16 protein-coding genes and 1 tRNA gene are annotated in these 17593 nt (G+C 70.0%); 15 read left to right on the forward strand and 2 right to left on the reverse strand.

Annotated features, from left to right (window positions below; genetic code table 11):
* Positions 1 to 19: 19 nt before the first annotated feature.
* Together CSC71_RS01480 and CSC71_RS01485 are read left to right on the forward strand one after the other, a co-directional pair.
* On the forward strand, positions 20 to 1327 hold the full coding sequence (locus CSC71_RS01480; RefSeq protein ID WP_246191918.1) for a glycosyltransferase family 2 protein: 1308 nt from the start codon (positions 20 to 22) through the stop codon (positions 1325 to 1327).
* The gene (locus CSC71_RS01485) at positions 1327 to 2250 is read left to right on the forward strand and encodes a hypothetical protein (protein WP_162372570.1); all 924 of its coding nucleotides are present in this window, start codon (positions 1327 to 1329) and stop codon (positions 2248 to 2250) included. Before CSC71_RS01480 ends, CSC71_RS01485 begins: the two co-directional genes overlap by 1 nt.
* A gap of 74 nt (positions 2251 to 2324) precedes the next feature.
* On the opposite strand, the gene CSC71_RS01490 is transcribed toward CSC71_RS01485, so the two are convergent.
* Positions 2325 to 2401 (reverse strand) — tRNA-Pro (locus CSC71_RS01490).
* 125 nt (positions 2402 to 2526) lie between these two features.
* Here CSC71_RS01490 and hisS point away from each other — a divergent pair.
* Together hisS and CSC71_RS01500 are read left to right on the forward strand one after the other, a co-directional pair.
* On the forward strand, positions 2527 to 3909 hold the full coding sequence (gene hisS, locus CSC71_RS01495) for a histidine--tRNA ligase (protein WP_162372571.1): 1383 nt from the start codon (positions 2527 to 2529) through the stop codon (positions 3907 to 3909).
* Positions 3910 to 4046: 137 nt separating this feature from the next.
* Positions 4047 to 5945: an HAL/PAL/TAL family ammonia-lyase gene (locus CSC71_RS01500; RefSeq protein ID WP_162372572.1), complete on the forward strand. Its 1899-nt coding sequence runs from the start codon at positions 4047 to 4049 to the stop codon at positions 5943 to 5945.
* Positions 5946 to 6077: 132 nt separating this feature from the next.
* On the opposite strand, the gene CSC71_RS01505 is transcribed toward CSC71_RS01500, so the two are convergent.
* Positions 6078 to 7889: a sensor domain-containing diguanylate cyclase gene (locus CSC71_RS01505; protein WP_162372573.1), complete on the reverse strand. Its 1812-nt coding sequence runs from the start codon at positions 7887 to 7889 to the stop codon at positions 6078 to 6080.
* Positions 7890 to 8228: 339 nt separating this feature from the next.
* On the opposite strand from CSC71_RS01505, the gene CSC71_RS01510 reads away from it, so the two are divergent.
* The 11 genes from CSC71_RS01510 to CSC71_RS01560 are packed head-to-tail and all read left to right on the forward strand — an operon-like array spanning position 8229 to position 17587.
* On the forward strand, positions 8229 to 8555 hold the full coding sequence (locus CSC71_RS01510; protein WP_162372574.1) for a YerC/YecD family TrpR-related protein: 327 nt from the start codon (positions 8229 to 8231) through the stop codon (positions 8553 to 8555).
* A gap of 21 nt (positions 8556 to 8576) precedes the next feature.
* Positions 8577 to 9491 (forward strand): ATP phosphoribosyltransferase, encoded by a 915-nt coding sequence (gene hisG / locus CSC71_RS01515; RefSeq protein ID WP_162372575.1) that lies wholly within the window; start codon positions 8577 to 8579, stop codon positions 9489 to 9491.
* An 11-nt stretch (positions 9492 to 9502) separates the two neighbouring features.
* Positions 9503 to 10813, forward strand: coding sequence for a histidinol dehydrogenase (gene hisD, locus CSC71_RS01520; RefSeq protein WP_162372658.1), 1311 nt, complete (start codon positions 9503 to 9505; stop codon positions 10811 to 10813).
* Positions 10810 to 11895 carry a histidinol-phosphate transaminase gene (gene hisC / locus CSC71_RS01525; protein WP_162372576.1) on the forward strand — a complete coding sequence of 362 codons (1086 nt, stop codon included), beginning with the start codon at positions 10810 to 10812 and terminating at the stop codon, positions 11893 to 11895. The genes hisD and hisC overlap by 4 nt, the downstream gene beginning before the upstream one ends.
* Positions 11892 to 12965, forward strand: a complete 1074-nt coding sequence (gene hisB, locus CSC71_RS01530) for a bifunctional histidinol-phosphatase/imidazoleglycerol-phosphate dehydratase HisB (RefSeq protein ID WP_162372577.1) — start codon at positions 11892 to 11894, stop codon at positions 12963 to 12965. Before hisC ends, hisB begins: the two co-directional genes overlap by 4 nt.
* 16 nt (positions 12966 to 12981) lie before the next feature.
* Positions 12982 to 13581: an imidazole glycerol phosphate synthase subunit HisH gene (hisH, locus tag CSC71_RS01535; protein WP_162372578.1), complete on the forward strand. Its 600-nt coding sequence runs from the start codon at positions 12982 to 12984 to the stop codon at positions 13579 to 13581.
* A 10-nt stretch (positions 13582 to 13591) separates the two neighbouring features.
* Positions 13592 to 14323: a 1-(5-phosphoribosyl)-5-[(5-phosphoribosylamino)methylideneamino]imidazole-4-carboxamide isomerase gene (gene hisA / locus CSC71_RS01540; protein WP_162372579.1), complete on the forward strand. Its 732-nt coding sequence runs from the start codon at positions 13592 to 13594 to the stop codon at positions 14321 to 14323.
* Positions 14317 to 15093 carry an imidazole glycerol phosphate synthase subunit HisF gene (gene hisF, locus CSC71_RS01545; protein ID WP_162372580.1) on the forward strand — a complete coding sequence of 259 codons (777 nt, stop codon included), beginning with the start codon at positions 14317 to 14319 and terminating at the stop codon, positions 15091 to 15093. The genes hisA and hisF overlap by 7 nt, the downstream gene beginning before the upstream one ends.
* Positions 15083 to 15715 carry a bifunctional phosphoribosyl-AMP cyclohydrolase/phosphoribosyl-ATP diphosphatase HisIE gene (hisIE, locus tag CSC71_RS01550; RefSeq protein ID WP_162372581.1) on the forward strand — a complete coding sequence of 211 codons (633 nt, stop codon included), beginning with the start codon at positions 15083 to 15085 and terminating at the stop codon, positions 15713 to 15715. The genes hisF and hisIE overlap by 11 nt, the downstream gene beginning before the upstream one ends.
* 52 nt (positions 15716 to 15767) lie before the next feature.
* Positions 15768 to 17015 (forward strand): calcineurin-like phosphoesterase C-terminal domain-containing protein, encoded by a 1248-nt coding sequence (locus CSC71_RS01555; protein WP_425501904.1) that lies wholly within the window; start codon positions 15768 to 15770, stop codon positions 17013 to 17015.
* On the forward strand, positions 17012 to 17587 hold the full coding sequence (locus tag CSC71_RS01560; RefSeq protein ID WP_162372583.1) for a YdeI/OmpD-associated family protein: 576 nt from the start codon (positions 17012 to 17014) through the stop codon (positions 17585 to 17587). Before CSC71_RS01555 ends, CSC71_RS01560 begins: the two co-directional genes overlap by 4 nt.
* Positions 17588 to 17593 lie beyond the last annotated feature (6 nt).

Consider the following 17593-nt stretch of genomic DNA (forward strand, 5'->3'; position numbering starts at 1 on the left):
TGAACCCCGGCGCTTCTACGTGCCGGTGCGGGTGAAGTACGCGCTGGTCCTGCTGGTTGCGCTGGCCTGGCTCGCGCTCAGCGTCAAACTGTCGCAGCCGTGGCTGCAGCAGTTGTCCGGGCTGATCGGCTACTGGCCGGCGTTGCTGGTGATCACCTTCATCGCCTATGTGCCGGGATTCATGAATGCGTTCCTGGTCGGCTCGATCCTCGCCGACCGCCGGCCGATCCTGCGCAGCTTCACCCGGCTGCCGGACGTCAGCGTGCTGGTGGCGTGCTACAACGAGGCCGAGAACATCGCCGACACGCTGGCCAGCCTGTCCAGGCAGGACTACCCCGGCAACGTCGAAGTGGTGGTGATCGACGACGGCTCGACCGACGGCACCCAGGCCATCGCGCGCAGACTGGCGGCGGAGCTGTCCCGCCCGGGCCTGGATATCCGGGTGCTGATGCAGCCGAAGAATGGCGGCAAGTCGCGCGCGCTGAACCGCGGCCTGGCCGAAACCGCGTCGGACCTGGTGGTCACCGTGGACGGCGATTCCTGCCTGCGCCACGACGCGCTGCGCAAGCTGGTCGCGCGCTTCCTCTCCGACCCGCCCGGGACGGTGGCCGTGGCCGGCGCGGTGCTGGTGCGCAATTCGCGCGAGAACTGGCTGACCCGCGCCCAGGAATGGGACTACTTCCACGGCATCGCCGCGGTCAAGCGCATGCAGAGCATGTACCACGGCACCCTGGTCGCGCAGGGCGCGTTCTCGCTGTACACGCGCGAGGCGCTGCAACAGGCCGGCGGCTGGCCGGAATGCGTCGGCGAGGACATCGTCCTGTCGTGGGCGCTGCTGAAGCGCGGCGCGCGCATCGGCTATTGCGAGGAAGCCTGCCTGTTCACCAAGGTGCCGTCGCGGCTGCGCCAGTTCTCGCGCCAGCGCCAGCGCTGGTCGCGCGGCCTGATGGAGGCGTTCGCGCGCCATTCCAGCCTGCTGTTCAAGCCGCGCATGACCACGCTGTTCATCTGGTGGAACCTGCTGTTCCTGCCGCTGGACCTGGTTTACACGCTGGTCTTCATCCCGGGCCTGGTGCTGGCGCTGTTCGGCCATTACTGGATCGCCGGCCTGGCGACCCTGATGGTGCTGCCGTTGGCGGCGTTGTGGAACATCGTCATCTTCCGCGTGCAGTCGCGCATGTTCAAGAACCAGAGCCTGCGCGTGCGCCGCAACGTGCGCGGCTTCCTGTTCTTCAGCCTGGCCTACACGCTGATGCTGCAGCCCGTCTGCGTGATGGGTTACGCCGCGGAGCTGCTGCGCCTGCGCAAGACCTGGGGAACCAAGTGATGAAGACCGGAATCCTCGCGACGGCGCTGTGGCTGGCGCTGGCGGCGCCGGCCCGGGCGGACGAAGCCGACGACGCGCCGTCGCGGCAGGCGGTGCGCAGCGACCTGTGGGTCGGCCCCGATACCGACGACACCGAAGTGCGCAAGTACGCGCTGGGTTGGGACGTCCGCCACGACGATCTGGGGCACTGGTGGGGCGTGAAGGTCGAACGCGCGGACTATTCCGGCGCCGGCTGGTCGGAGTCGGAGGACCGCGCCTACCTCAGCGGCGCGGGCGAACTGGGCGGATGGCTGTGGGAGGGCGACGTCGGCGGCAATGGCCACGACCTGCTCGGCCGCGCTTCGATCCACAGCCAGGACGAACGGCGCAAGGAATTTTTCGTCGAGCGCGACGTGCTGGAAACCCGCGGCGGTGTCGAAAACGGCTGGGTGCAGACCTTCGCCGGCGCCGCGATCGACCTGCCGATGGGCGAGCGCTGGTCGGCCACGGCGCTGGCCGGGGTGCAGGATTTCGGCGTCGGCGACAACCTGCGCAGCCACCTGCGCGGCACCGTGGTCTACGCGCTGGCGCCGGAGCAGGGCCTGAGCCTGCAGCTGCGCACGCGCTATTACCGCAACAGCGATCCGTACGAGGCCGATTACTATTCGCCGCAATGGTACGGCCAGGCCTTGGGCGTGCTGGGTTGGCGCCGCCACGTCGGCGGCTACCAGTGGAGCGCCCGCGCCGGCTGGGGCCGGCAGCGCAGCTCGGACGAGGGCTGGAAGCGCGCGCGCCTGTTCGAGGTCGGCCTGCAGACCCCGCGCTGGAAGAACGCCTGGCTGCAGATCGACGCCGGTTATACCGACACCCCCGTGCCGACCAGCTCGGGCATCGGCAGCTACGCCTATCGCTACGCGCGCCTGCAGGCGGTGCTGGCGTTCTGACCGGCCGCCGGAAGGCGGCGGGCACGAAAAAGCCCGGGGAACGTCGGTTCCCCGGGCTTCGTCGTTTTCGGTCTTGGTCGGGGAGACAGGACTTGAACCTGCGACCTCTACGTCCCGAACGTAGCGCTCTACCAGACTGAGCTACACCCCGCGAGCCCGGTATTGTATTCAGTCGGGCCGCTTCCGGGCAAGAGCCGGGTGGTTTTCCGGCGCGCCGGCCGGTTCGCCCGCTAAAATAAGCGGCTTACGCCCACGCCCGTTACTGGAGCCTCCCGCTTGATCAAGCCGCGCACGCCGCCCGGGGTCATGGAACTGCTGCCCCGCGAGCAGATCGCCTTCCAGCGCATGCTGGACACGGTCCGCCGCAACTACGAACGCTTCGGCTTCCTGCCGGTCGAGACCCCGGTGTTCGAGCTGTCCGAGGTTCTGCTGACCAAGTCCGGCGGCGAGACCGAGCGCCAGGTCTACTTCGCCCAGTCGACCGGCGCGCTCGGGAAGGAGAGCGACGGCCTGCCCGAACTGGCGCTGCGCTTCGACCTGACCGTGCCGCTGGCCCGCTACGTGGCCGAACACGAGCACGAACTGGCGTTTCCGTTCCGCCGCTACCAGATCCAGCGCGTGTACCGCGGCGAACGCGCCCAGCGCGGCCGCTTCCGCGAGTTCTACCAGTGCGACATCGACGTGATCGGCAAGGATGCGCTGAGCATCCGCTTCGATGCCGAGATCATCGCGGTCATCCACGCGGTGTTCTCCGAGCTGGGCATCGGCGATTTCACCGTCCAGTTCAACAACCGCAAGCTGATGCGCGGCTTCTTCGAGGCGCAGGGCGTGGCCGATCCGGAACGGCAGGCACTGGTGCTGCGCGAGGTCGACAAGCTGGACAAGCGCGGCGCCGACTACGTGCGCGAGACGCTGGCCGGCGAGGGGTTCGGCCTGCCGGCCGAGGCGGTGCAGCGCATCCTCGACTTCGTCGCCATCCGCTCGAACGGCCACGACGACGCGCTGGCCAGGCTCGATGCGCTGGGGCAGGGCAGCGAAATCTTCAACGAGGGCGTGGCCGAGCTGCGCGAGGTGCTCACCCTGGTCAAGGCGCTGGGCGTGCCGGAGAGCGCGTACTGCCTGAACCTGTCGATCGCGCGCGGCCTCGACTACTACACCGGCACGGTCTACGAGACCCAGCTGGACGACTACCCGCAGATCGGCTCGATCTGTTCCGGCGGCCGCTACGAGAACCTCGCCAGCCACTACACCAAGTCGAAGCTGCCGGGCGTCGGCATCTCGATCGGCATGACCCGGCTGTTCTGGCAACTGCGCGAGGCCGGCCTGGTCGCCGGCGTCGACGAAAGCAGCGTGCAGGCGATGGTCGCGTTGATGGACGAGTCGCGGATGGCCGATTCGCTGGACATCGCCCGGCGCCTGCGCGCCGGCGGCATCAACACCGAGGTGCAGATGGAGCCGAAGAAGGTCGCGCGGCAGTTCCAGTACGCATCGCGCGCCGGCATCCGCTTCGTCGTGCTGTGCGGCGAGGATGAGGCCGCGCGCGGCGTGGTCGCGGTCAAGGACCTGTTGCGCGAACAGCAGTTCGAGGTGAAGCGCGACGAGCTGGCCTCGGCGCTGAAAGTCGAGCTCGAACAGGCGCGCGCGCTGGCGGGGCGTTGACGGCCCCGAGACCATGATGGAATCCCGCCCGCCCCCGGGCGCAGGCTCGCAGGGTTGAAGTCGAAGGGGGCTCCGACTTTACGGAGCCCCGCTCCGTCACCCACGGCACGAACGGCTCAAATTCAAGGCGCATTCAAATGAAACCCATCCGACTCGATGGCCAATCGCTGACCCGCGACCAGTTGGTCGAGATCGCCCACGGCGCGCAGGTCGGGCTCGATGCCGAAGCGCTGCGGCGCGTCGCCCGCGCCGCCGACTTCCTCGCCGAGCAGGTGCGCCGCGAGGAACCGATCTACGGCGTCTCCACCGGCTTCGGCAGCAACGCCGACAAGCTGCTCGGCGCGCACCCGCTGCGCGACGAACTGCCGGGCGCGCCGCGGTCCGGGCGCTCGCTGCACGAGGAATTGCAGCACAACCTGATCGTCACCCACGCGGTCTGCGTCGGCGAACCGATGGCGCCGGAAATCGTCCGCGCGATGCTCGGCATCCGCATCAATACGCTGTTGCGCGGGCATTCCGGCATCCGCGTGCGGACGCTGGAAGCGCTGGCGGCGATGCTCAACGCCGGCGTGGTGCCGGTGGTGCCGGAACTCGGCTCGGTCGGCGCCTCGGGCGACCTCGCGCCGCTGTCGCACCTCGCCATCGTGCTGCTCGGCGGCGGGGAAGCCTTCTACCGGGGCGAACGCCTGCGCGGCGGCGAAGCGCTGAAGCTCGCCGGCCTCGAACCGGTCAGGCTGTCGTACAAGGAAGGCCTGGCGCTGAACAACGGCACCGCGCAGATGCTGGCGATGGGCGTGCTCGCCACGCACAGGTTGGAACGCCTGCTGGACACCGCCGACCTCGCCGCGGCGATGACCATCGACGCCTTCGCCGGCCGCCTCGGCGCGTTCGCCGAGGAAGTGCATGCGTTGCGTCCGCACCCGGGGCAGGTGCATGTGGCGGCGCAGTTGCGCAAGCTGCTGGCCGGTTCGACGCTGGCCGACATTCCGTACCACCTGGTGCCGAAGTTCCGGCCGTGGCTGCCGCACAGCTGGGATACTGGCGAGGCGCGCGAGCTGCGCTTCGACATCGGCTGGGACTGGGTGCCCAGCGACCAGCGCCACGGCCGCGAGAAGTTCTACCTGCGCTTCAAGCCGTTCCGCGGCGGCAAGAAGCACCAGCCGCAGGACAGCTACTCGCTGCGTTGCATCCCGCAAGTGCACGGCGCGGTGCGCGACGCGGTGGAACAGGCCAAGCGCGTGCTCGACATCGAACTCAACGCGGTCACCGACAACCCGCTGGTGTTCCCGGACAAGGCCGATGCCGCGCACGTCGAGGAGCAGGTGATCTCCGCCGGCCATTTCCACGGCATGCCGCTGGCGCTGGCGATGAGCTACGTGAAGGCGGCGATCCCGGTGCTGGCTTCGATCAGCGAGCGGCGCCTGAACAAGCTGGTCGACCCGGCGACCAACGACGGCCTGCCGGCGTTCCTGATCGGCAACGAGGACGGCACCGAGTCGGGCCACATGATCGTGCAGTACACCGCCGCGGCGATCGTCAACGACCTCGCCAGCCGCGCGCATCCGGCTTCGGCGTTCTCGGTGCCGACCAGCGCGAACGCCGAGGACCACGTCTCGATGGGCGCCAACGAAGCGCGCCACGTGCTGGCGATGGCGCGCGACCTGGGCAGGGTGCTGGCGCTGGAGCTGTACACCGCCGCGCAGGCGCTGGACCTGCGCCGCGACATGATCAACGCCGCGCGCGACCTTGCCCGTCGCGCGGATGCCGAGGCGCTCGCGGTGAAGGTGCAGGGCGGCCCGCTGCCGGATTCGGCCGGGCGCGAGGCCTTCGTCGCCGAGGTCGAGGCGTTGCGCGCCGAGCTGGCGGCGACCGACGAATTCCATCCCGGCGCAGCGGTGGCCGCCGCGCACGCGGCGATCCGCGCGAAGATCCCGTTCCTCGACCGCGACCGCGCGCTGGACGGCGAGGTTGCTGCCGCGGTCGGTCTGGTCGAAAGCGGCGAGGTGTTGATGGCGTCGCGTTCGGCCTTGTCGTAAGCGCGGTCGCTGCCGGCTCAGGGCGACAGCAGGCCGGCGCGTTCCGGCGCAGCGTCCACGTGCGAAGTCGATGCCATCGCCGATACGGACGCCGGTGCCATGAGCGGGATCGGCGCCGGTTTCGCCGGGGTTTCAAAGCACCCTCACGCAATCCCGTCCTTGCGACTTCGCCTCGTACAGCGCCTGGTCGGCGATCTGCAGCGCCGGGTCGATGCCGTTGCGCGCGGCGACATCGACCGCGTGCACGCCGATGCTGGCGGAAATCTCGATGATGCTGCCGCCGCAGAGGCAGGGGCGTTCGCGCACCGCGCGGCGCAGTTCCTCGGCCACCGCGTAGGCTTCGCCCAGGTCCATGCCGGGCAGGGCGGCGATGAATTCCTCGCCGCCGAAACGCGCCAGCAACGCCCCGTGCGGCTGCAGCACCGAGCCCATCGTCTGCGCCGCCCAGCGCAGGCAGTCGTCGCCGGCGAGATGGCCGTAGTGGTCGTTGATCGACTTGAAGTGGTCCAGGTCGATCATCAGCAGCGCGATCGGCGTGCGTTCCTCGCCCGCCTTCGCCAGCAGCGATTCGAAGGCCTCGCGGAAGTGCGCGCGGTTGTACAGGCCGGTCAACCCGTCGTGGCGGCTGTACTCGCTGAGCCTGGCGTGCGCCGTCTCCAGGTCGTCCAGCGCGGCGCGCAGCTCGGCGGTGCGGATCTCCACCTGCTGCTGCAGGTGCTGCTTGGCCTGGCGGACGATGCGCTCGTTCTCGTTGCGCAGGGAGGCGTAGCGGTAGCTCAGCGCGATGGAAAGCAGCAGCATCTCCAGCGCCGACCCGATCTGCACGCTGTACTCGGTCAGGAAGTTCTTCGGCAGCACGCCGAAGGCGACCATCGCAACCATGGCGATGCCGAGCAACAGCACCGACCATGCCAGCAGGAACAGCCACGCCGGCTTGTAGCCGCGGCGCAGCACCACGATCGTCTCGACGGCGATCCAGGCGACGCTGATGAACACCGCCAGCACCGACAACTCGGTGGCGGGGCGGATCGGGATGGCGGTCGAAGCCAGGCCGAGCGCCGCGAACAGCGCAATCACGCTGATGCTGACGAAGTCGCCGTTGCGCCAGCGTTCGCGGACGCCGAGGAAGTGCCGTGCGAACTGCTGCATGGCGACCTGCGCCAGGCAGATCGAGATCGGTATCGAACGGTCCGCCAGCCACGACGAGCGCGACCAGAGGTATTCGAAGCCCAGCCCGTACAGGCTGAGCAGTACCAGGCCGAACGCGCTGATGTGGAACAGATACCAGAAGTAGCTGGCGTCGCGCAGCGACAGCCACAGCACCAGGTTGTAGGCGAACAGCGCCAGCAGGATGCCGTAGTAGACGCCCATCGCGAGCTGCGCATCGCGCGACTGCTCGGTGAACGCGCGCGGGGTGTACAGCGTCAGCGGCACCTGCATCGAGCTCTGGCTCCGCACGCGCACGAACAGGTCCACCGGCTGGCCAAGCGGCAGGTCCAGGCGGAAGTTCGGGTGGCGGTAGCGGACGCTGCGGTTGTCGAAGGGGTGGTGGTCGCCGCCGGCCTGGTGTTCCACGTACCCGTCGGGGTAGCGCAAGTAGACGTCGAGCTCGTCGCTGAGCGCGTATTGCTGCACCAGCAGCCAGCGCGGTTCGTCGCGGACTTCGTTGCGCAGCCGCGCATGGAACCAGAACGCGCCGCGCTGGAACCCGAGCGAGGTCTTGCCGTTCGGCAGCGGCTGGTAACGGCCCGCGCCCAGGCCCCGAATCGCGGCATCGAGCCCCTCGTCGCCCGAAGCGTCGTGGTAATAGCCGGTGTACGCGGTCAGCGACTGTTCGGACAGGCCGGGCGTCAGCCGCAATTCGGGCAGGGCTTGTCCCAGTGCCGTCGCCGTGGCGGACAGCAGCAGGAACAGCGTGCACAGGCGGTGGAACGGGTTCCCCATGTTTCCCCTGGATCGTCGAAGCGCCCCCGCAGGCTGCCGAGCGGAGCCCGTGGTACCGGGACCGATTAGAGCATGCCGCGGCAGCCACGCTCGGTGGCGGCCTCGCCATGGTCAGCGCGAATTCTTGACGTGCGTCACATTTTATCGGGTGGCGCGGAGTCCCTCCACCGGAAAACCGGGGGCTGGGCAAGGCCGCCGGCCGGGGCATACCGGCCGTACCGGCGGTCCGGTCCAGGCGATGCCCCGGGCCCGGGTGTCCCCCCGGTCGCGGCATGCGATCCGGGCTTGTCCAAGGCGCGACAATCGTATAATGTATTAGCGCGTTAATACACGAAGCCAATGAAACAACGTCCCGAACCCCTGCCGCAACGCGACGTCGACGCCTCCCTGAAGGCGCTGGCGCGCGCCTTCGCCTGCCTGGACAAGCCCGAGGAGGTCCGTGCCTTCCTCGAGGATCTGTGCACGCCGGCCGAACTGGAGGCGATGGCCGACCGCTGGCGCGTGGTGCCGCTGCTGCTCAAGGGCGTGCCGTACCGCGAGATCCACGACCTGACCCAGGTCAGCGTGACCACGGTCGGCCGGGTCGCGCGCACCCTCGAGCGCGGCGCCGGCGGCTATGCCGCCGCGATCCGCCGCCAGCAGGCGCGTTCGTCCGCTTCGCACTGAAACGAATCGTCCGAGAACGACATGAGTCCCCCTTCCAACAACGCGGCGCGCGAGCGCCTGCGCATCGCCATCCAGAAGAGCGGCCGCCTGGCCGAGCCGGCGCGCGCCCTGCTCGCCGCCTGCGGCCTGAGCTGGCGCGAAAGCCGCGACCGGCTGTTCTGCTATGGCGAATCGCTGCCGATCGACCTGTTGCTGGTGCGCGACGACGACATCCCCGGCCTGATCGCCGACGGCGTCTGCGACCTGGGCGTGGTCGGCCGCAACGAGCTGGACGAACAGGCCGGCGAACGCGCGCGCAACGGCCTGCCGCCGGCCTACCGCGAACTGCGCCCGCTCGGCTTCGGCGCCTGCCGCTTGATGCTGGCGATCCCGGAAGAGTGGGAGTGGCGGGGCCCGGAGCAATTGCAGGGCCTGCGCATCGCCACCAGTTATCCGGCGATCCTGTCGTCGTGGCTGGACGTGCGCGGCATCGAAGCTGGCGTGGTCGAGTTGTCCGGCTCGGTCGAAATCGCGCCCAAGCTGGGCACCGCCGACCTGATCTGCGACCTGGTGTCCAGCGGCGCGACGCTGGCGGCCAACCACCTGAAGCCGGTCGAGACCCTGCTCGAAAGCGAGGCCGTGCTCGCGGGCCCGGTGCGCGACTACGACGATGCGCGCGCCGAACTGATGGCGATGCTGCTGCGGCGCATGGACGGCGTGCTGAAGGTCAAGGACAACCAGTTGCTGATGTTCCGCGCGCCGGCGGAGAGCGTCGATGCGCTGGCGAAACTGCTGCGCGACGCCGAGCCGCTGACCCGGCTGCCGATCAACGACGACGGCTCGCTCAACCTGCAGACCATGCACCACGGCGCGGTGAGCTGGCAGCTGCTGGAGGAACTGGAGCGCGCCGGCGCGCGCAACCTGATGGTGCTGTCGGTCGAGAGGTCGCTGGCATGAGCGCATCGGCCATGCGCATCCTCGACTGGGACGCGCTGGACGCGGCCGCGAAGCAACGCGCGCTGACCCGTCCCGTGCAGGCCGTCGCCGACGAAACCCGCGACGGCGTCGCCGCGTTGCTCGCCGACGTGCGCGGACGCGGCGATGCCGCCTTGCGCGAAATCACCGCGCGCTTCGACGGCGCCGAGCTGGCCTCCTTCGAAGTCGCGGCGGAGGAATTCGCCGCCGCGCGCGCCGCAGTGTCGCCGGAGCTGCTCGCCGCGATGGGACAGGCGGCGCGGCGCATCGAAGCCTTCCACCGCGCCGGCATGGCGAAGCCGTATTCGGTCGAGACCGCGCCGGGCGTGGTTTGCGAGCGCATGATTCGCCCCATCGCCCGCGTCGGCCTGTACGTGCCCGCCGGCAGCGCGCCGCTGCCTTCGACCGCGCTGATGCTCGGCGTGCCGGCGAAACTGGCCGGTTGCCGCAAGGTCGTGCTGTGCACGCCGCCGCGCAGGGACGGCAGCGCCGACCCGGCGGTGCTGGTCGCCGCGCAACTGACCGGCGCGACCCGCGTGTTCAAGCTGGGCGGTGCGCAGGCCGTCGCCGCGCTCGCCTTCGGCACCGAATCCGTGCCGAAGGTCGACAAGATCTTCGGTCCCGGCAACGGCTACGTCACCGAGGCCAAGCAGCAGGTCGCGCAGGCCGGCGCGGCGGCGATCGACATGCCGGCCGGGCCGTCGGAAGTGCTGGTGATCGCCGACGCCGGCGCCGACGCCGCCTTCGTCGCCGCCGACCTGCTGTCGCAGGCCGAGCACGGCCCGGATTCGCAGGTGTTGCTGCTGTCCGACAGCGATGCGCTGCTCGCCGCGGTGCGCGAACAGCTGGGGAACCAGCTCGCGGCGCTGTCGCGCGCGGACACCGCGCGCAAGTCGCTCGCCGCCTCGCGGCTGATCAGGGTCGGCGCGATCGACGACGCCTTCGCGATCAGCAACGCCTATGCGCCGGAACACCTGATCCTGGCCTTGCGCGACCCGCGGGCGTGGCTGGACAGGGTCGAAGCCGCCGGTTCGGTGTTCCTCGGCGATTACACGCCGGAAGCGCTCGGCGACTACTGCAGCGGCACCAACCACGTGCTGCCGACCAACGGCGCGGCGCGGGCGTACAGCGGCGTCTCGGTGGCCAGTTTCCAGAACTTCGTCAGCGTGCAGGCGGCCAACCGCGTCGGCATCGCCAACATCGGCGGCGACGCCCGGGTCCTGGCGCAGGCCGAAGGCCTGGACGCGCACGCCAACGCCGTCGCGCTGCGCATGGAACGCGCCCTGCCGGAGCCCGTGGCATGAGCGGCATCCTCGACCTCGTGCGCGAAGACCTGCGCGGCTTCGGCGGCTATTCGTCGGCGCGCACGGAAAAACTGCAGGGCGACGTCTGGCTCAACGCCAACGAATCCGGCTGGGCCAACCCCGCCGACGCGCTTGGCGGCAGCCGGCGCTATCCCGATCCGCAACCGCAGGCGTTGCGCGAAAGACTCGCGGATCTCTACGGCTGCGACGTTTCGCAATTGCTGATCGGCCGCGGCAGCGACGAGGCCATCGACCTGCTGGTGCGCGCGCTGTGCGAGCCGCGCCGCGACGCCGTCGTCGTCACGCCGCCGGTGTTCGGCATGTACGCGGTCTGCGCACGGCTGCAGAACGCCCCCTTGATCGAAGTCCCGCTGGTCGAGGGCGAAGCCGGCTTCGTACCGGATTTCGCCGCGATCGCCGATGCCGCGATCGCCGGCAACGCGAAGCTGGTGTTCCTGTGCTCGCCGTCGAACCCGACCGGTGCGGCGATTCCGCTCGCCGAGATCGAGGCGCTGGCGGCGAAGCTCGCCGGCCGCGCGCTGGTCGTGGTCGACGAGGCCTATGCCGAATTCTCGGAGGAACCGTCCGCCATCGGCCTGCTCGGCGCGCATCCGAACCTCGCCGTGCTGCGCACGCTGTCGAAGGCGCACGCGCTGGCCGCGGCGCGCATCGGTTCGCTGGTCGCCGACGCGGAACTGATCGCCGCGCTGCGCCGCTGCCAGGCGCCGTATCCGGTGCCGACGCCGTGCGCGGAACTGGCGCTGGCCGGCCTGTCCGACGCCGCGCTGGCGCAGGCCCGCGAACGCGCCGCCATCGTCAGGGCGGAGCGCGCGCGGCTGCGGACCGCGCTCGCATCGCTGCCGGGAGTCGTCCGCGTCTATCCGTCGCAGGGCAACTACCTGCTGGTGCGCTTCCGCGACGCGGAGGCCGCGTTCCGTGCCTTGCTCGCGGCCGGGGTGGTCGTGCGCGACCAGCGCGCCGCGCCGCAGCTGGGCGACGCCCTGCGCATCAGCATCGGCACGCCCGCGCAGAACGATCGCGTGATCCTCGCCCTGGCTTCGCGCAAGGAGGCCGCCGCATGAGCAAGATCCTCTTCATCGACCGCGACGGCACACTGATCGAGGAGCCGGCCGACTTCCAGATCGACAGCTTCGAGAAACTGCGCTTCGTGCGGGGCGTGATCCCGGCGCTGCTGAAGCTGCGCGACGCCGGCTTCGAGTTCGTCATCGTCAGCAACCAGGACGGCCTCGGCACCGAGAAGTACCCGCAGGGCAGCTTCGACGGCCCGCACAGGCTGATGCTGCAGGTTTTCGAAAGCCAGGGCATCGCTTTCCGCGAGGAGCTGATCGACCGCAGCTTCCCCGAGGAAAACCTGCCGACGCGCAAGCCCGGCATCGGCATGGCGCTGCACTACCTGCGCGACCGCAGCATCGACCTGGACAGGTCGGCGATGGTCGGCGACCGCGAGACCGACCTGCAGTTCGCGCGGAACCTGGGCATCCGCGGCTTCCAGCTGAGGACGCCGCAGTTCGGCGGCGAATGGGACTGGGCCGGCATCGCCCACGAGCTCGCCGACGCGCCGCGCACGGCGAAAGTGCGGCGGAAGACCAAGGAAACCGACATCGCCGTCGACATCGACCTGGATCGCGCGGCGGAGCCGGAGGTCGACACCGGCCTGCCGTTCTTCGACCACATGCTGGAGCAGATCGGCAAGCACGGCGGTTTCGCGTTGTCGATCCGGGCCGACGGCGACCTGCACATCGACGAACACCACACCGTCGAGGACACCGCGCTGGCGCTGGGCCAGGCGTTGAAGGAGGCGCTGGGCGACAAGCGCGGCATCGGCCGCTACGGCTTCGTGCTGCCGATGGACGAGACGCTGGCGCAGGTGGCGCTCGACTTCTCCGGGCGCCCGTACCTGGTGTTCGACGGCGAGTTCGGGCGCGAGCGCGTCGGCGACCTGCCGACCGAACTGGTGCCGCACTTCTTCCGCTCGCTGTGCGACGCGGCCGGGGCCAACATCAACATCCAGGTGCGCGGCGACAACGACCACCACAAGGTCGAGGCCAGCTTCAAGGGCCTGGCGCGCGCGCTGCGGATGGCGGTGCGGCGCGAGGGCAGCGAACTGCCGTCGACCAAGGGAGCGCTGTGATGCGCGCGGAGGCCCCGTGAAAGTCGTCCTGGTGGATGGCGGCGGATCGAACATCGGTTCGGTGCGGCATGCGCTGCGGCGCATCGGCGTCGACGCCGAGCTGACCGGCGACGCGGAAACCATCCGCGGCGCCGACCGGGTGATCCTGCCCGGCGTCGGCGCGGCCGCGGTCGGCATGGCGAAGCTGCGCGAGCACGGCCTGGTGGAGGTGCTGCGCACGCTGGACCGGCCGCTGCTCGGGGTCTGCGTCGGCATGCAGCTGCTGTTCGGGCATTCCGAGGAGGACGACGTCGATTGCCTCGGCCTGTTGCCCGGCACGGTCGCCAAGCTGCCGCAGGCGCCGGGCATCCGCATCCCGCACATGGGCTGGAACACCCTGCGCCGCCGCCGCGAGTCGTCGCTGATCGAAGGCATCGACGAGGGCGCGCACGCCTATTTCGTGCACAGCTACGCCGTGCCCGCTGGCGACGATTGCATCGCCAGCAGCGAGCACGGCCGCGAGTTCGCCGCGGTCGTGCAGCGCGGGCGCGTCGCCGGCGCGCAATTCCACCCCGAGCGTTCGGCGCAGGTCGGCGAGCGCCTGCTGAAGAACTTCATCGAATACGGACTGGCATGAGCGCGTCCCAATGAGCGAATTCGACATCATTCCCGCCATCGACCTGCGCGACGGCAAGGTCGTGCGCCTGTACCAGGGCGACTACGGCCGGCAGACCGACTACGCCGCGGATCCGCTGGAACTGGCGCACCGCTACCGCGCCGCCGGCGCCGAATGGCTGCACGTGGTCGACCTGGACGGCGCGCGCGAGGGCGGCGGCAGGCACCACGAACTGATCGCGAAGATCGTGCACGCCGGCCTGCGGGTGCAGGCCGGCGGCGGCGTGCGCGGCGAAGACGACTTGCGCCGCCTGTTCGACGCCGGCGTGGAGCGGGTCGTGGTCGGCAGCATGGCGGTGCGCGAGCGCGATGCCGTCGCCGGCTGGCTGTCCGCGCACGGCGAATCGCGGATCGTGCTCGCGCTGGACGCGCGCTGGCAGGGCGACGCGTGGCGGGTGCCGACCGCCGGCTGGACCACCGACGAGGGCGCCACCCTGGACGAGCTGGCGCGCTACTACGCCGCGGCCGGCGCGCGGCACGTGCTGTGCACCGACATCGACCGCGACGGCACGCTGCAGGGCCCGAACCTCGCCCTGTACGACTACCTGCGCGCGCTCGAACCGGGGTTGCTGCTGCAGGTGTCCGGCGGCGTGCGCGCGCTCGAGGACATCGCCGCGGCGCGCGAGACTGGCGCGGCGGCGATCATCCTCGGCCGCGCGCTGCTCGAGCGCCGCTTCACGCTGGAGGACGCGCTGTCGTGCTGAGCCGGCGAATCATCCCGTGCCTCGACGTGCGCGACGGGCGCGTGGTCAAGGGCGTGCGGTTCCGCGACCACGTCGACATGGGCGACATCGCCGAGCTGGCGCTGCGCTACCGCGACGAAGGCGCCGACGAACTGGTGTTCTACGACATCGGCGCCAGCCCGGAAGGGCGCTCGGTCGATTACGCCTGGGTCGAGCGCGTCTCCAGCCTGCTCGACATCCCGTTCTGCGTGGCCGGCGGAATCCGCAGCGTCGAGACCGCGCGCGCGGTGCTTTACGCCGGCGCCGACAAGGTTTCGGTCAATACCCCGGCGCTGGAACGGCCGGAGCTGGTTTCCGAGCTCGCCGCCGCCTTCGGCGTGCAGTGCGTGGTGGTCGGCGTCGATTCGGTGCTCGAGGCCGACGGCGAATGGCGCGTGCGCCAGTACACCGGCGACCCGTCGAAGATGCGTTCGGCGGGACTGCGTACCGTCGACTGGGTGCGGCGGGCGCAGGAACTGGGCGCCGGCGAGATCGTGCTCAACTGCATGGACAACGACGGCGTGCGCAAGGGCTACGACATCGAGCAGCTGGCCGCGGTGCGCGCGGTATGCGGCGTGCCGCTGGTCGCGTCCGGCGGCGCCGGCACGATGGGCCATTTCGCCGACGTGTTCCGCAATGCCGACGTCGACGGCGCGCTGGCCGCCAGCGTGTTCCACAGCGGCAGGATCGCCATTCCCGACCTGAAACACTACCTGCACAGCCAGGACATCGAGGTGCGCAATGCCGGATGATCCGGAAAAGCTGGATTGGGCGAAGGGCGGCGGCCTGGTGCCGGCGATCGTGCAGGACGCCGATACGCTGCGCGTGCTGATGCTCGGCTACATGAACGCCGATGCGCTCGCGGCGACGCGCGCAAGCGGCCACGTGACCTTCCACAGCCGCAGCAAGCAGCGGCTGTGGACCAAGGGCGAGAGTTCGGGGCATTTCCTCGACCTGGTCGACATCCGCGCCGACTGCGACGACGACACGCTGCTGGTACTGGCGCGGCCGCACGGGCCGACCTGCCACCTCGGCCGCGCCAGTTGCTTCCCCGATGCGCCGGGTACGCGCGAGGATGCCTTGCCGGGCGCGGACCTTGCCTTCCTGGCCGAGCTCGACGCGCTGGTCGCCGAACGCGAACGCGAACGGCCGGACGGCAGCTACACGACCAAGCTGTTCGAGGCGGGCGTGCGCCGCATCGCGCAGAAGGTCGGCGAAGAGGGCGTCGAGACTTCGCTCGCCGCGGTGGCGCAGGACGACGCGGCCCTGCTCGGCGAAAGTGCCGACCTGCTGTACCACCTGCTGGTGTTGTTGCGCGCGCGCGGGCTGTCGCTCGGCGATGCGGTCGGGGTGCTGCGCCAGCGGCATCGCTGACATTTCGCGCAAAAGCGGGATAATCCGCGCATCTCCCCGACGGGATCCGGACATGCGCGGTTGGCTGGCCTTGTTTTTGCTCGTGATGGCAGGCACGGCGTCCGCTGGGGCGAAGCCGGAGACGCTCGAAGTGCTGGTGTTCTCCGACCCGCAGGTCAAGTCGATGGCGGACGTGGACTATTACCGGCGCGACATCGTCGAGCCGCTGGTCGGCCGCCATGCCGCGAGGCTGGGCCTGTCGCTGGGCGACATCGTCGATGACGCCCCCGGGTTGTACCCGGCGGTCGAGTCGGTCGACGCCACGCTCGGGGTGCCGTGGCTTTACGTACCCGGCAACCACGACGTGGACGCGGGCGCCAGCGATGATGCGTCGTCGCTCGGCGGCTTCCACCGCGCGCTCGGCAAGGATACGCACGGCCGCCGCGAGAAGCTGGCGACCTTCGTGGCGCTGGACGACGTGGTCGCGATGCCGGGGCGGAAGCCCGCCTACATCGGCGGCTTCCGCGACGACCAGTTCGCCTTCCTCGAATCGTTCTTGGCCACGGCGCCGAAGGACCGGCTGCTGGTGATCGCCGTGCACATCCCGCTGTTCGAGGAGCGGGGCAGGGACACCTTCCGCGATGCCGACCGCGAGCGCCTGTTCGCGCTGTTGCAGGGCTTCCCGCACGTGCTGCTGCTGAGCGGCCACAGCCACGCGCAGCGGCACGTGTGGCATGGCGCGGAAAGCGGCTGGCGCGGCGCACGGCCGCTGCACGAATACAACGTCGGCGCCTCCTGCGGCGCGTTCTGGTCGGGCGTCAAGGACGCGCAGGGCATTCCCGATGCGACGATGAGCGACGGCACGCCGAACGGCTACGCCACGCTGCGCATCCAGGCCGGCGGCAAGTACGCGCTGGCCTGGCACCCGGCGCGCGATCCGGATGCGGCGATGACGCTGCATGCGCCGAAGGTGCTGCGTCGCGGTGCGTATCCGGCCTGGGGCGTGTACGCCAACGTGTTCATGGGCGATGCCGGAACCCGCGTCGAGTACCGCGTCGATGGCGGCGAATGGAAGCCGATGAAGAAGGTCGTGCAGCCGGACCCGGCGCTGCTGGCCGAGAACGCGAAGGACGACGAAGCCGATTCGCTCCGCGGCTACGACCGTTCGCCGGAAGCGACGCCTTCGCAACACCTGTGGCGCGCGGCCTTGCCGACCGATCTGGCCCCCGGGGAGCACGAGGTCGAGGTGCGCGAATTCGATCGCTGGCTGGGCGAAAGGCGCGCGGCGACTGCGTACCGCCTGGTCGAGGCCGCGCCATGACCGCGCCCGCCGACCTGCCGGTCAAGCCGTTCAAGGATGCCGCGGCCTTCGGGAAATGGCTGGAAAAGAATGCTTCGGCCGCAGGGCTTTGGCTGAAGATCGCGAAGAAGGATTCCGGCATCGCCTCGGTGACGTATGCCGAGGCGCTGGACGTGGCGCTGTGCCACGGCTGGATCGACGGGCAGAAGAAGGGTTTCGACGACAGCTACTTCCTGCAGCGCTTCACCCCGCGCCGCCCGCGCAGCCTGTGGTCGAAGAACAACGTCGCCCATGCCGAGCGGCTGATCGCGGCGGGGCGCATGCGCGAGGGCGGCCTGCGCGAGATCGAGGCGGCGAAGGCCGACGGACGCTGGGACGCCGCCTACCATGGCGCGTCGAAGATGGAGGTGCCGCCGGAACTGGCCGCCGCGCTGACGAAGAACCGCAAGGCCAGGGCGTTCTTCGAACAGCTCGACAAGACCAATCGCTATTCGTTCTGCTGGCGCGTGCAGAGCGCGGTGAAGCCGGAGACCAGGGCGGCGCGGGTCGAGAAGCTGGTGGCGATGCTCGCGCGCGGCGAGAAGATCCACTGATCGGCA

The organism is Pseudoxanthomonas sangjuensis (assembly GCF_010211755.1).
Classification (GTDB): domain Bacteria; phylum Pseudomonadota; class Gammaproteobacteria; order Xanthomonadales; family Xanthomonadaceae; genus Pseudoxanthomonas_A; species Pseudoxanthomonas_A sangjuensis.

What these genes read in the sequence shown, in the direction of transcription:
- CSC71_RS01485 (WP_162372570.1), top strand. Translation starts at nt 1,327, where the DNA reads ATGAAGACCGGAATCCTCGCGACGGCGCTGTGGCTGGCGCTGGCGGCG.
- CSC71_RS01500 (WP_162372572.1), top strand. Translation starts at nt 4,047, where the DNA reads ATGAAACCCATCCGACTCGATGGCCAATCGCTGACCCGCGACCAGTTG.
- CSC71_RS01505 (WP_162372573.1), bottom strand. Translation starts at nt 7,889, where the DNA reads ATGGGGAACCCGTTCCACCGCCTGTGCACGCTGTTCCTGCTGCTGTCC.
- CSC71_RS01510 (WP_162372574.1), top strand. Translation starts at nt 8,229, where the DNA reads ATGAAACAACGTCCCGAACCCCTGCCGCAACGCGACGTCGACGCCTCC.
- hisG (WP_162372575.1), top strand. Translation starts at nt 8,577, where the DNA reads ATGAGTCCCCCTTCCAACAACGCGGCGCGCGAGCGCCTGCGCATCGCC.
- hisD (WP_162372658.1), top strand. Translation starts at nt 9,503, where the DNA reads ATGCGCATCCTCGACTGGGACGCGCTGGACGCGGCCGCGAAGCAACGC.
- hisC (WP_162372576.1), top strand. Translation starts at nt 10,810, where the DNA reads ATGAGCGGCATCCTCGACCTCGTGCGCGAAGACCTGCGCGGCTTCGGC.
- hisB (WP_162372577.1), top strand. Translation starts at nt 11,892, where the DNA reads ATGAGCAAGATCCTCTTCATCGACCGCGACGGCACACTGATCGAGGAG.
- hisA (WP_162372579.1), top strand. Translation starts at nt 13,592, where the DNA reads ATGAGCGAATTCGACATCATTCCCGCCATCGACCTGCGCGACGGCAAG.
- hisIE (WP_162372581.1), top strand. Translation starts at nt 15,083, where the DNA reads ATGCCGGATGATCCGGAAAAGCTGGATTGGGCGAAGGGCGGCGGCCTG.
- CSC71_RS01555 (WP_425501904.1), top strand. Translation starts at nt 15,768, where the DNA reads ATGCGCGGTTGGCTGGCCTTGTTTTTGCTCGTGATGGCAGGCACGGCG.
- CSC71_RS01560 (WP_162372583.1), top strand. Translation starts at nt 17,012, where the DNA reads ATGACCGCGCCCGCCGACCTGCCGGTCAAGCCGTTCAAGGATGCCGCG.